Source organism: Caballeronia concitans, assembly GCF_001544615.1.
In the GTDB taxonomy this organism is placed as follows: Bacteria; Pseudomonadota; Gammaproteobacteria; order Burkholderiales; family Burkholderiaceae; genus Caballeronia; species Caballeronia concitans.
In genome coordinates this window covers 636,698-650,052 of record NZ_FCNV02000001.1, presented here as the reverse complement: position 1 = coordinate 650,052, position 13,355 = coordinate 636,698, and the positions used below count along the sequence as shown (strand labels likewise).

The 13,355-nt window shown below is 64.8% G+C and carries 12 protein-coding genes; 5 read left to right on the top strand and 7 right to left on the bottom strand.

The features are described 5' to 3' along the window. Window positions 1-71: 71 nt before the first annotated feature. From AWB72_RS03095 to proC, 5 genes are all read left to right on the top strand, one after another. The gene (locus AWB72_RS03095) at window positions 72-1,625 is read left to right on the top strand and encodes an FAD-linked oxidase C-terminal domain-containing protein (protein WP_052450105.1); all 1,554 of its coding nucleotides are present in this window, start codon (window positions 72-74) and stop codon (window positions 1,623-1,625) included. Window positions 1,626-1,744: 119 nt separating this feature from the next. Further along, window positions 1,745-2,833 carry a glycolate oxidase subunit GlcE gene (gene glcE, locus AWB72_RS03090; protein ID WP_040052940.1) on the top strand — a complete coding sequence of 363 codons (1,089 nt, stop codon included), beginning with the start codon at window positions 1,745-1,747 and terminating at the stop codon, window positions 2,831-2,833. Between the two features lie 8 nt (window positions 2,834-2,841). After that, complete coding sequence (glcF, locus tag AWB72_RS03085) at window positions 2,842-4,068, top strand: glycolate oxidase subunit GlcF (RefSeq protein WP_040052941.1); 1,227 nt, start codon at window positions 2,842-2,844, stop codon at window positions 4,066-4,068. Window positions 4,069-4,112: 44 nt separating this feature from the next. After that, window positions 4,113-4,808, top strand: a complete 696-nt coding sequence (locus AWB72_RS03080; protein ID WP_040052942.1) for a YggS family pyridoxal phosphate-dependent enzyme — start codon at window positions 4,113-4,115, stop codon at window positions 4,806-4,808. A 22-nt stretch (window positions 4,809-4,830) separates the two neighbouring features. Beyond that, window positions 4,831-5,643 carry a pyrroline-5-carboxylate reductase gene (proC, locus tag AWB72_RS03075; protein ID WP_040052943.1) on the top strand — a complete coding sequence of 271 codons (813 nt, stop codon included), beginning with the start codon at window positions 4,831-4,833 and terminating at the stop codon, window positions 5,641-5,643. A gap of 53 nt (window positions 5,644-5,696) precedes the next feature. Here proC and ubiA read toward each other — a convergent pair whose 3' ends face one another. The 7 genes from ubiA to recG all read right to left on the bottom strand — a co-directional run bounded on the left by ubiA (window position 5,697) and on the right by recG (window position 13,296). Further along, a complete protein-coding gene (gene ubiA / locus AWB72_RS03070) occupies window positions 5,697-6,557 on the bottom strand; it encodes a 4-hydroxybenzoate octaprenyltransferase (RefSeq protein WP_040052944.1) in 861 nt (286 codons plus the stop codon). 139 nt (window positions 6,558-6,696) lie between these two features. Next, window positions 6,697-7,185, bottom strand: a complete 489-nt coding sequence (locus AWB72_RS03065) for a Dps family protein (RefSeq protein WP_040052945.1) — start codon at window positions 7,183-7,185, stop codon at window positions 6,697-6,699. Between the two features lie 198 nt (window positions 7,186-7,383). Next, window positions 7,384-7,536, bottom strand: coding sequence for a hypothetical protein (locus AWB72_RS28805; protein ID WP_159459336.1), 153 nt, complete (start codon window positions 7,534-7,536; stop codon window positions 7,384-7,386). Between the two features lie 50 nt (window positions 7,537-7,586). Next, entirely contained in the window at window positions 7,587-9,074 is a 1,488-nt protein-coding gene (locus AWB72_RS03060; protein WP_040052946.1) for a catalase, read from the bottom strand. A gap of 313 nt (window positions 9,075-9,387) precedes the next feature. Beyond that, window positions 9,388-9,759, bottom strand: coding sequence for a DUF805 domain-containing protein (locus AWB72_RS03055; protein ID WP_040052947.1), 372 nt, complete (start codon window positions 9,757-9,759; stop codon window positions 9,388-9,390). A 212-nt stretch (window positions 9,760-9,971) separates the two neighbouring features. After that, entirely contained in the window at window positions 9,972-10,931 is a 960-nt protein-coding gene (locus AWB72_RS03050; protein ID WP_087127862.1) for a hydrogen peroxide-inducible genes activator, read from the bottom strand. 160 nt (window positions 10,932-11,091) lie between these two features. Beyond that, window positions 11,092-13,296: an ATP-dependent DNA helicase RecG gene (gene recG, locus AWB72_RS03045; protein ID WP_040052949.1), complete on the bottom strand. Its 2,205-nt coding sequence runs from the start codon at window positions 13,294-13,296 to the stop codon at window positions 11,092-11,094. Window positions 13,297-13,355 lie beyond the last annotated feature (59 nt).

The window sequence follows — 13,355 nt, the reverse complement described above, 5'->3', positions numbered from 1 at the left end:
CGCAGAAGCCACGAGCGCGCAACATCGTCATTGAACAAGCGCCAGCATCAGGACAGGCGCCGGGAGGAGACATGAACGCACCGGACGAACTCAAGCCGCCGCTCTCGCCGGCGGTATCGCCGAATCTGCCGCACGAGATTTCCCCCGCGCTGACCGGGGAGCAACTGGCCGAGCGTCAGCGCGAAGTCGTTCAGGCGCTGATGGCCGTGCTGCCCACGCATTGCCTCTTGTTCCGCGACGAAGACACGTCCGTCTACGAATGCGACGGCCTCGCCGCTTACCGACGTCTGCCGCTCGCGGTCGCCCTGCCGGAAACGGAGGCGCAGGTTCAGCGCGTGGTGCAGATTTGCGCGCGGCTCGCGGTGCCCATCGTTCCGCGCGGCGCGGGCACCGGGCTGTCGGGCGGCGCCATGCCCATCCGTCACGGCATCGTGCTGTCGCTCGCGCGCTTCCGGAAAATCGTCGAGGTCGATCCCTACGCGCGCACGGCCACCGTGCAGCCCGGCGTGCGCAATCTCGCCATCTCCGAAGCCGCCGCGCCCTACGGCCTTTACTACGCGCCCGATCCGTCGTCGCAGATCGCATGCACGATCGGCGGCAACGTCTCCGAGAATTCGGGCGGCGTCCACTGTCTGAAGTACGGCCTCACGGTTCACAACGTGCTGCGCGTGCGCGCGGTGACGATGGAAGGCGACATCGTCGAATTCGGCTCGCTCGGACCGGACGCGCCGGGGCTCGATCTGCTCGCGGTGCTCATCGGCAGCGAAGGCATGTTCGCCATCGTCACCGAAGTCACGGTCAAGCTGATCCCGAAGCCGCAGACCGCGCAAGTGATCATGGCGAGCTTCGACGACGTGGTGAAAGGCGGCAACGCGGTCGCGGCGATCATCGCGGCGGGCATCATCCCGGCCGGTCTCGAAATGATGGACAAGCCCGCGACGCGCGCCGTCGAAGAATTCGTCAACGCCGGCTACGATCTGGACGCCGCCGCCATCCTGCTCTGCGAATCCGACGGCACCTACGACGAAGTCACCGAGGAAATCGTCCGCATGACCGCCGTGCTGCGCGAATACGGCGCGACGCGCATCCAGATTTCGCGTTCGGAAACGGAGCGCCTCAAGTTCTGGTCCGGGCGCAAGAACGCGTTCCCCGCCGCCGGCCGCATCTCGCCGGACTACTACTGCATGGACGGCACCGTGCCGCGACGCGCCATCGGGCCGCTGCTCGCGCGTATCGAAGAGATGGAGAAGAAGTACGCGCTGCGCTGCATCAACGTGTTCCATGCGGGCGACGGCAACATGCATCCGCTGATCCTGTTCAACGGCAACGATCTCGACGAATGGCATCGCGCGGAAGCGTTCGGCTCGGACATTCTCGAATGCTGCGTGGAGCTGGGCGGCACGGTGACGGGCGAGCATGGCGTCGGCATCGAAAAAATCAATTCGATGTGCGTGCAATTCTCGCCCGAAGAGCGCGATGCGTTTCACGCCGTCAAGCGCGCGTTCGATCCGCCCGGGCTGCTGAATCCGGACAAGGGCATTCCGACGCGCGCGCGCTGTGCGGAGTACGGAAAGATGCACATTCGCGGCGGGCTGTTGCCGCATCCGGAACTGCCGCGTTTCTGACGGCGCGGCGCGCTCCGCTATCCACGTTTCTCCGGGTATGGATGCGTTAAGCGGCCGGTACAATCGACTGGACAGGCGGCACCGCCACTACAGCAGTCGAAACGAAGAGCGGGACATCCATGGAACAGGACGACATCGTCGCCGGCTGGTCGGAGCGGATCGCCCGGGCCACCGAGGCCGGCACGCCGCTGCGCATCCGCGGCGGCGGGACGAAGGACTGGTACGGCCAGACGCTCCAGGGTGAGATTCTCGACACGCGCGTGCATCGCGGCATCGTCGCGTACGACCCGGCGGAACTCGTCATCACCGCGAAAAGCGGGACACCGCTCGCCGAAATCGAAGCCGCATTGCGTGCGCACGGGCAGATGCTGCCCTTCGAGCCGCCGCACTTCGGCCGCAACGCGACGCTCGGCGGCTGCATCGCGGCGGGCATCGCGGGACCGCGCCGCGCGTGGACCGGCGCGCCGCGCGATTTCGTGCTCGGCGCGGTCATCATGAACGGACGCGGCCAGGTGCTGCACTTTGGCGGGCAAGTGGTGAAGAACGTCGCGGGCTACGACGTATCGCGGCTGCTCGCGGGATCGCTCGGCACGCTCGGCCTGATCCTCGAATTGTCGATCAAGGTGCTGCCGCGCCCGGTCGCCGAAGCGACGCTCAAGTTCGACATGCACGCCACCGACGGCGTGCGCAAGCTCAACGAATGGGGCGGCCATCCGTTGCCGATCACCGGCAGCGCGTGGCGCGACGGCACGCTCGCGCTGCGTCTCGCGGGCGCGGAAGCCGCCGTGAAGACCGCGCGCAACACGCTCGGCGGCGAAGTGGTCGATGCCGTCGAAGCCGATCGCTTCTGGATCGCCATGCGCGAGCAGACGGACCCGTTCTTCGCGGTCATCGAGCCGCGCTCGGCGCTGTGGCGGCTCGCGCTGCCGTCGATTGCGGAACCGCTGCATCTGCCGGGCGCGCAACTGATGGAATGGGGCGGCGCGCAACGCTGGTGGATCACCGACACCGATCCGCAGACCGTTCGCATCAGCGCGAAACAGGCGGGCGGCCACGCGACGATTTTCCGCGCGGGCTCCGCCTACGATCGCAACGCGGGCGTGTTCACGCCGCTGCCGGCGCCGCTGATGAAGATTCATCGCGGGCTGAAGGCGGTGTTCGATCCGGCGCGCGTGTTCAATCGCGCACGTTTGTATCCCGACTTCTAGGCGCATCGATGCAAACCAATCTCGCCGATTTCATCCGCGGCACGGCCGATGGCGACGAAGCCGACGCCATCCTGCGCAAATGCGTGCACTGCGGTTTCTGCACGGCGACGTGCCCGACGTATCAACTGCTCGGCGACGAACTCGACGGACCGCGCGGGCGCATCTATCTGATGAAGCAGATGTTCGAAGGCGCGCCGGTGACGCGCAGCACGCAAACGCATCTGGATCGCTGCCTCACGTGCCGCAATTGCGAGAGCACGTGTCCGTCGGGCGTGCAGTACGGCAAGCTCGTCGAGATCGGGCGCAAGCACGTCGAACAGAAAGTCGAGCGCCCGATGCGCCAGCGCCTGCAACGGCGCCTGCTCGCGAGCTTCCTGCCGAACAGCACGCTCTTCACGCCCGCGATGAAACTCGGGCAGCAGTTTCGCGGCGTCCTGCCGCGCAAGCTGCGCGCGAAGATTCCGGTCGCCGAGAAGCCGCTCGCCCCGCCGACGCGCAAGCACGCGCGCAAGATGCTGATGCTCGCCGGCTGCGTGCAGCCCGCGATGATGCCGAACGTGAACATCGCGACGGCGCGTGTGTTCGACGCGCTCGGCATCGAGATCGTGACCGCGCCGGACGCAGGCTGCTGCGGCGCGATCCGTCTGCATCTCGGCTACAACGACGACGCGCTCGACGACATGCGCAACAACATCGACGCGTGGTGGCCGTATGTCGAGAGCGGCGTCGAGGCGATCGTGATGAACGCGTCCGGCTGCGGGGCGACCGTGAAGGAATACGCGCACCTGTTGCGCGACGATCCGATGTACGCGGAAAAAGCGCGGCGCATCGTCGATCTGACGCGCGATCTCGCTGAAATCCTGCCGGTCTTCGAGGAAGAACTGGTCGCGATCGCGCGGCGGCGCGGCGTGCATACGGTGGCGTTTCATCCGCCGTGCACGCTTCAGCACGGGCAGCAGATTCGCGGGCGCGTCGAGCATTTGCTGACCTCGCTCGGCATCGAAGTGCGCCTGCCAGCGGACAGCCATCTGTGCTGTGGATCGGCGGGAACGTATTCGGTCCTCCAGCCGAAGCTCTCCTACGCGTTGCGCAACCAGAAGCTCGACCGGCTAGAGAAGACCGAGCCGCAGATGATCGTGTCGGCGAACGTGGGCTGCATCGCGCATCTGCAAAGCGGCACGTCCACGCCCGTCACGCACTGGATTCAACTGCTGGAGCATCTGCTGTACGGTTGACGCCGCTTCGTATAATGAGTGCTCGACCGCCCTAAGCCTCAAGCATGTCCATCGCTCAACATCTCGAAGAAGTCCGGCAACGTATCGCGGAGGCAGCGAAAAGCGCATCGCGCGATCCGGCGTCGGTCAGGCTGCTCGCCGTGTCCAAAACCTTCCCCGCCGACGATGTCCGCGCCGCCTTCGACGCCGGCCAGCGCGCGTTCGGCGAGAACTACGTGCAGGAAGGCGTGGCGAAGATCGCGGCGCTCGCGGATTTGCGCGGCGAGATCGAATGGCATTTCATCGGGCCGCTGCAATCGAACAAGACGAAGCTCGTCGCCGAGCAGTTCGACTGGGTGCATTCCATCGACCGGCTGAAGATCGCCGAGCGGCTGTCGGCGCAGCGTCCCGAAGGCGCGGCGGCGCTCAATGTCTGCGTGCAGGTGAACGTGAGCGGCGAGGCATCGAAGAGCGGCGTGGAACCGGCCGATGCCGCCGCGCTCGCGCATGCCATCGCCGCGCTGCCGGGCTTGCGCCTGCGCGGCCTGATGGCGATTCCCGAACCCGCCGCCACCCTCGACGCCCAGCGCGTGCCGCACGCCCGCCTGCGCGACCTGATGAACACATTGCGCTCCGACGGCCTCGACCTCGACACGCTCTCGATGGGCATGTCCGCCGACCTCGAAGCCGCCGTGCTCGAAGGCGCGACGATGGTGCGCATCGGCACCGCCATCTTCGGCGCGCGCGACTACACGAACTGAACACTCACCTTCTGGCTCAATCATGAAAATCGCATTCATCGGCGGCGGCAACATGGCCGCGGCGCTCATCGGCGGTCTCGTCAAACGCGGCGTCGCGCCGGCAGACATCCATGCCATCGACATCAACGACGAAGCGCGCGCGCGCACCGCGAAGGAATTCGGCGTGGCGACGGGCGCGGCCATCGACGCGACGCTCGCCAGCTTCGACGCCATCGTGCTCGCGGTGAAGCCGCAAGTGCTGAAGAGCGTCGCCGAGGCGCTCGCGCCGCATCTGTCGCGGCAGACCATCATCAGCATCGCGGCGGGCATTCGCGCAACGGACCTGTCGCGCTGGCTGAACGGCTACGCGCAGATCGTGCGGACGATGCCGAACACGCCCGCGCTCATCGGCATGGGCGTGACGGGACTGGCCGCGCTGCCCGGCGTGAGCGATGCCGCCAAGGCGCTGGCATCGCAAGTGTTGGAAGCGGTCGGCACGACCGTCTGGTTCGACGACGAAGCGAAACTCGACGCCGTCACCGCCATTTCCGGCAGCGGCCCGGCGTACGTGTTCTATTTCATCGAAGCGATGCAGGAAGCGGCGCGCGCGCTCGGCATGGACGAGGAACAAGGACGCGCGCTCGCCGTGGCGACGTTCACCGGCGCGGCGCAGCTCGCGGCGCAATCGGGCGAGCCGGCGAGCGTGCTGCGCGAGCGCGTGACGTCGAAGGGCGGCACGACGGCGGCGGCGTTGTCGTCGTTCGAAGCAAGCGGCGTGAAGGACGCGATCGTGCGCGGCGCGCTCGCGGCCGAAGCGCGCGCGAAGGAAATGGGCGACGAGCTGGGCGGCGCGTGATGCGTTTGATGCGCGGCTGCGTGCGCGGCGGCTAGCGTCCGCGCACGCCGCGATTACGCGGCGAGCGCGTAGTGCAGCGCGATTCCCGCGAACAACACGCCGCCGAGCCAGTTGTTGTGCTTGAACGCGGCGAAACACGCCATGCGCTCGCGGCCGCGAATCAGCACGTAGTGATACGCCGCGCAGCCCGCCGCCGCGAGCCAGCCGAGCCAGTACGGCCAGCCGAACCGAAGCGCGATGCCGATACCCGCGTACACCGCGAGCGTCGCGGCGTAGCAGAGCATGACGGCCAGCACGTCGTATCGGCCGAAGGTGAGCGCCGATGTGCGAATGCCGATCTTGATGTCGTCGTCGCGATCCACCATTGCGTATTCGGTGTCGTAGGCGACAGACCAGCAGACGTTCGCAGCGAGCATGATCCACGCGAGCATCGGCACATGGTTCTGCACGGCGGCGAATGCCATCGGAATGCCAAAGCCGAACGCGATGCCGAGATATGCCTGCGGAATCGCGAAGAATCGCTTCGTGAACGGATACGTGCCCGCGACGAAGAGCGCGAACACCGAAAGCTCCTTCGTCAGCGTGTTGAGCGGCAGGATGAGCAGGAACGCCACGAGCGAGAGCGCCGCCGCGAGCGCGACCGCTTCCCACGCCTTGATCTTGCCCGAGGTGATCGGCCGCTCGGCGGTGCGTTTCACGTAGCGGTCGAAGTCGCGGTCGGCGTAGTCGTTGATCGCGCAGCCCGCCGAGCGCATGAGTATCGTGCCGATCGCGAAGATCACGAGCAGCATGATCGGCGGACGGCCATCGGAGGCAATCCACAGCGCGTTGAGCGTCGGCCACAAAAGCAGCAGGCTGCCGATGGGCTTGTCGAGGCGCACGAGGCGCATATAGAGCGGAAGACGGGCGAGCATGGACGGCGGCGAAAAGGCGATGGGCTATTTTAGACCAGCCTCGCGAACGCACGCCTTTGCGCGTCGCGCTTCGCCCAAAAGCAAAAAACCCGTGCGGTGAATGGCACGGGTTCTTGTCGAAACGAAGCGAACGCTGCTTTTACGCGAGCATCGAACGCAGCATCCACGCGGTCTTTTCGTGCGTCTGCATGCGCTGCGTGAGCAGGTCGGCGGTGGGTTCGTCGTTCGCGGCTTCCGTCGACGGGAAGATTTCGCGCGCGGTGCGCACCACCGCTTCCTGGCCTTCGACCAGTTGACGGATCATGTCTTCGGCGTCCGGCACGCCTTCCGCTTCGGGAATCGACGACAGCTTCGCGAATTCACGGTAGCTGCCCGGCGCGTGCACGCCCAACGCGCGGATACGTTCCGCGATGGAGTCGACAGCCGTCGCGAGTTCGGTGTACTGCGTCTCGAACATCAGATGCAGCGTATTGAACATCGGACCGGTGACGTTCCAGTGGAAGTTGTGAGTCTTAAGATACAGCGTGTACGTGTCCGCCAGCAGCCGCGACAGGCCTTCGGCGATGCGTTTGCGATCTTTGTCGTTGATGCCGATGTTGACGGCAGGTGCGATGCCTTTTTTCGCCATGATGACTCCGTGAGAAGAGTGATATGAACCTGATGCGCGCCGCGCCGGACTTCCATTGCAGGCTGCGATCGTTCCGTCGCGCGGCGTTTCGAGCGTCCGACAGTGTAGCCTAGAAACGTGCGTGCTTCTTTGTCCGGCAAGGCGCGAAAGCGTTGCTCCGCGCGTCTCGCGAACGCACGCACGCGCGCATCCGTCATTTCATGCGAAGACGCCCGCGCTCGCGACGACGAGTCCATAGCCCGCCGCGACGATGCCGAACGCGAGCGCCACGCGCGCGCCGCGCGATGCGTGACGGCTCGTCGTTTCGATGTGATCCACCGCCTCGCAGATGATGTTCAATGCCTGAGCCATGATCTTCTCCTTCGTTGATTCGTCGCAGCCGCCTCGCGGTGAGGTTTGCGTCAGACGGCTGCCGTATCGTTCTCGTCGATCTCGTCGATCTCGACGCGCTGCCCGAGTGCGGCGAGCGCATCGGCGACGCCTTGCGCATACGCCGGATCGGCGCGACGGAAGTGCTGCAATTGACGCGCGACGATTTCATCGGGCACGCCGTGAATATGCCGCGCGATGTTGCCGTAGAGCCGCTCGCGCTGCGCATCGTCGAACAGGCGGAAGAGCGCGCCCGGCTGGCTGTAGTAGTCGCCGTCCTCGCGGTGATCGTAGCGATACACCGCGCCCGCCTCGAGCGGCGGCTCGTTGACGCTCGCGTCCTGCGCGAATTGGCCGAAGCGGTTCGGCTCGTAGTTCACGGTGCCGCCGAGATTGCCGTCGACGCGCATCGCGCCATCGCGATGAAACGGATTCGCCATCGGCGCGCGCGACGCGTTCACCGGCGTCTGATGGTGATTGATGCCGAGCCGATAACGCTGCGTGTCGCCATACGAGAACAAGCGCCCCTGCAACAGCCGGTCCGGCGAGAAGCCGATGCCCGGCACCACGTTCGCCGGCGTGAACGCCGCCTGCTCCACTTCGGCGAAATAGTTCTGCGCGTTGCGGTTCAGTTCGATCACGCCGACATCGATCAGCGGAAAGTCGCCATGCGGCCACACCTTCGTGATGTCGAACGGATTGATGCGGTACTGCGCGGCTTGCGTTTCCGTCATCACCTGGATGCGGAAATTCCAGCGCGGAAAGTTGCCGCGATCGATATTCTCGACGAGATCGCGCTGCGCGCTTTCGCGGTCATTTGCGATGACGGCGGCGGCTTGCGCATCCGTGTAATTTTCGAGCGGCTGCTGCGACTTGAAATGGAACTTCACGTAGGAGCGCTCGTTGTCCGCGTTGATGAACGAGAACGTGTGCGAACCGAAGCCATGCATCTGCCGATAATTCTTCGGAATGCCGCGATCGCTCATCAAAATGGTCACCTGATGCAGCGATTCCGGATGACGCGACCAGAAATCCCACGCCGCGACGTTGCTGCGCAGGTTCGTGTACGGATCGCGCTTTTGCGTGTGGATGAAATCGGGAAACTTCAGCGGATCGCGGATGAAGAACACCGGCGTGTTGTTGCCGACGACATCCCAGTTGCCCTCTTCCGTGTAGAACTTGATGGAAAAGCCGCGCACGTCGCGTTCGGCGTCGGCGGCGCCGCGCTCGCCCGCGACCGTCGAAAAGCGCATGAAGATGGGCGTCTCCTTTCCGATCGCCGAGAAGAGCTTCGCCTTCGTGTAGCGCGAGATGTCGTGCGTCACGCGAAACGTGCCGAACGCGCCCGATCCTTTCGCGTGGACGCGGCGCTCGGGAATCACTTCGCGGTCGAAATGCGCGAGCTTCTCGACGAGCCAGAAGTCCTGCAGCGTGACGGGGCCGCGCGGACCGGCGGTCTGCGAGTTCTGGTTGTCTCCGACGGGTGCGCCGGCAGCAGTCGTGAGTCGTTGGGTCGTCATCGTGATACTCCTGGTTTGTGTTCGCTTGGGATGAGGGATGCGTCGCTCACGCGGTGCGGGCGAAGTCGGCCAGAACGTGAAGCGCGACGCCGCGCAGTTCGGACCACATGGTCATGACGCGCGGTTGTGACGGGTGCGGGGTCATCGCTTCTCTCCTGGCTGACTGGAGAAGGAAGCATATCGAAATCTATCGATCATTTTAATTTGATTAATTTTATCTATTTGATAGGCAAGCACAGCGTTTCGTACGGCACCAACGAAAACGGCCCGCGCGAAGGCGGGCCGTTCCTGTGCTGCTGCGCGCGGTCGTGCGTCAGACTTCGTTGAGCGGATCGGATCCAAAGCGATTCACGCCGGGCGTACCGCGCGAGCAAGACCAGACCAGCATGAGAATTCCGCCGATTACTGGAATGCAGCCGATGAGCAGCGCCCAGCCGGAGCGGTCGGTATCGTGCAACCGACGAACCGTTACCGCCAAGCTCGGCAGGATGAAAGCGAGAGATGCGATGAAGATAATCGACAACGCGAGCAGCGAATCTCGTTCCATGCCGGCAAGTACTATTAGCGCCGTCGAGGCGATGATCATGAAAAGGTAGAAGTACCAGTATTCGGCGCGACGCGCCCGTCCCTCAAAGGTCGCGTATTTCTGGAACATGGATATGCGAATTGCCTCAAAAAACCCCATTTGGCTTTTCCTTTTATTTTGATATATGCCGCGCGGCCGGGCGCCGCGTCAGCGGGAAATGATTTTAAAATGGGGTTCGCGGGCGGCGGGAACACAAAAGCCTTGGTTCACCAAAAAGTACAAATTCGCTCGCCGTGCTTCATTAGAAACCGGAAGAATAAAAAAAGCCGCGTCCAGAAACGCGGCTTTTGTCCGAAAAAGCAAGAATTCGACTAATTCACCGCCACCGGAATATCCAGTTTCTTCACGCCCGGCAAATCGCAAGCGGCGATGGCATCGCTGATTGCGTCGATGGCGGGCATCCGCGTGAAGCTCTTGCGCCACGCGAGCACCACGCGCCGGTCCGGCACGGGATCGTCGAACGGAACGTAGCTGAGCAATCCGGCATCGATGCCCGCCGCTTTCGGCTTCACTTCCATCACCGACATGCGCGGCAGCACCGTAATTCCGACGCCGCTCGCCACCATATGCCGGATCGTTTCCAGCGACGATCCTTCGAACGTCTTTTGAATGCCGTCCGCATTCTGCGAAAAGCGCATCAATTCCGGACACACGCCTAAAACGTGATCGCGGAAGCAATGGCCGCTGCCGAGCAGCAGCATGGTTTCCTGCTTGAGATCGTCCGCGTCGATTTTGCTGCGGTTTTCCCAGGCGTGACCCGAAGGCATCGCGACGACGAACGGCTCGTCGTACAGGGCGCGCACCATCAGCCCGGTTTCGGGGAACGGCAGCGCCATGATCGCGACATCGATTTCGCCTTGCTTCAGAAGCTCGATCAGCTTGAGCGTGTAGTTTTCCTGAAGCATCAGCGGCATCTGCGGGACCGATTTGATCATCTGCTTGACGAGCGTCGGCAGCAGATACGGCCCGATCGTGTAGATGACGCCCAGCCGCAGCGGGCCGACCAGCGGGTCCTTGCCCTGCTTCGCGATTTCCTTGATGGCGAGCGTCTGTTCGAGCACGCGCTGCGCCTGCGTGACGATCTGCTCGCCGATCGGCGTGACGCTGACTTCGCTCGTGCCGCGCTCGAAGATCTGCACGTTGAGCTCGTCTTCGAGTTTCTTGATTGCCACCGACAGCGTCGGCTGGCTGACGAAGCACGCCTCGGCGGCGCGGCCGAAGTGCCGCTCGCGCGCAACCGCGACGATGTACTTCAATTCAGTAAGCGTCATTGGGGGCCAATGAAAGACTTGGATTCAATAGGTTGAAGTTATACACCCGTGCACGCCGGTTCGACAACCAGAGTTGTAGCGGCGCGCGCGGCGTCTTGTCGTACCCGCTGCACGTTGCGGTAATCAATAGGGACAGACAAGAACGAATCTAGTTCTTCACCTAAGCCTTCAGATAATGCTCGCGCGCGCCGAGCCAGCGCGCGAGATGCCGCGTGACCGCATCCGGAAACGCGTTCAGCATCTGCTCCGCCGCCTCACGCGCGGGTTCAATGAGCCAGCCGTCGTTTTCGAGACTGGCGAAGCGCAGCATCGCTTCGCCCGATTGCCGCGCGCCGAGAAACTCGCCGGGACCGCGAATTTCGAGATCGCGCCGGGCGATTTCGAAGCCGTCCGTGGTTTCGCGCATCGTTTGGAGGCGTGCGCGCGCCGTCTGCGAAAGCGGATTCGAGTACATCAGCACGCACACGGAAGCCGCGCTGCCCCGCCCCACGCGCCCGCGCAGCTGATGCAACTGCGCGAGCCCGAAGCGCTCCGCGTGCTCGATCACCATCAGCGACGCGTTCGGCACATCGACGCCGACTTCGATCACCGTCGTGGCGACGAGCAATTGCACTTCGTTGCGCGCGAAGGCGTCCATCACCGCGGCTTTTTCGGCGGGCGCGAGCCGGCCATGAACCAGCCCGACGCGCAACTCGGGCAGCGCCGCGACGAGCGTCTCGTAAGTCTCGACGGCCGTTTGAAGTTGCAGCGTTTCGCTCTCTTCGATGAGCGGACAGACCCAATAGACCTGGCGCCCCGTCAGCGCCGCCTCGCGCACGCGGCCGATGATCTCGTCGCGCCGGCCATCCGACACGACCTTCGTGAGAATCGGCGTGCGGCCCGGCGGCAGTTCGTCGATGGTCGATACGTCGAGATCGGCGTAGTAGGTCATGGCGAGCGTGCGGGGAATCGGCGTGGCGGACATCATCAGTTGATGCGGCTGGAAGTCGTGCCGGCCGTCCGCCGCGTTCTGCGCCTTCGCGCGCAACGCCAGCCGCTGCGCGACGCCGAAGCGATGCTGCTCGTCCACGATCACGAGCCCGAGGCGCGCGAACTCCACCGCGTCCTGAATGATCGCGTGCGTGCCGATCACGAGTTGCGCGGTGCCGAGCGCCGCCGCTTCGTTGGCCGCGCGCTTTTCCTTCGCCTTCAGACTGCCCGCGAGCCACGCGACGGTAACACCGAGCGGCTCCAGCCACCCGCGCAGCTTGCGCGCGTGCTGCTCCGCGAGAATCTCGGTCGGCGCCATGAGCGCGGCCTGATAACCCGCGTCGATGGCCTGCGCCGCCGCCAGCGCAGCGACGATGGTCTTGCCGCTGCCGACATCGCCTTGCAACAGACGCTGCATCGGATGCGCGAGCGTCATTTCGCCCGCGATTTCCGCGCACACGCGCTCCTGCGCGCCAGTCAGCCGAAACGGCAGCGCGCGCAGCAGGCGCACGACGAGCGAATCGGCGTCGTCGGCGGAACGGCGCGGCATCGCGGGCGCGGCGCGCGTGCGTCGCTCGGCATGCGCGCGCTTGAGCGACAACTGCTGCGCGAGCAGTTCCTCGAACTTGATGCGCGTCCACGCGGGATGCGTGCCGTCGATGAGCGCGGTCTCGTCCGAATCCGCGCGCGGATGATGCAGCGTCTTCACGGCGTCGAAGAGGCCCGGCACGTTGAGCGGCGCGAGATGCGCCCGCGCGATCGGCTCCGGAAGCAGTTCCGGCAACGACACGCGGGCGAGCGCGTTGTCGATCGCCTTGCGCAAATACGCCTGCGAGATGCCCGCCGTCGCCGGATAAACGGGCGTGAGCGCTTGCGGCAGCGGCGTGTCTTCATCGACGGGACGCACGGCCGGATGCACCATCTCCAGTCCGAAAAATCCGCCGCGCACGTCGCCGCGCACGCGCAGCCGCGTGCCGATGGCCATTTGCTTGACCTGCGACCCGTAGAAGTTGAGAAAGCGCAGCGTGAGTTCGTCGCCGGCGTCGTCGTGAATCTTGACGAGCAACTGGCGGCGCGGACGGTAGGCAATCTCGTTGTCGAAAACGATGCCTTCGGTCTGCCCGTTGTCGCCGGGAATGAGTTCGGCGATCGGCGTGAGCGAGGTTTCGTCCTCGTAGCGCATCGGCAAATGCAGCACGAGGTCGATGTCCGACTTGAGCCCGAGCCTCGCGAGCTTGTCCGCCGTCTTGACGACGGGCTTCGGCTTTTCCTCCGCTTTCGCCTTCTTGCGCGCGGGCGCGGCGGCGGCGGCGGCGCGCGGCGCGTCGCTTGCGGCGCTCGGCTCGGCGGTCAGCGGATCGGTCGAGGCGGCCACGCGGCGGTCGGACAAGGGCATCTAATCTCTTCGCAAGTACAATATGAGGTTTGTCGGCGCGTTTCATGCTGTTTTAGCCT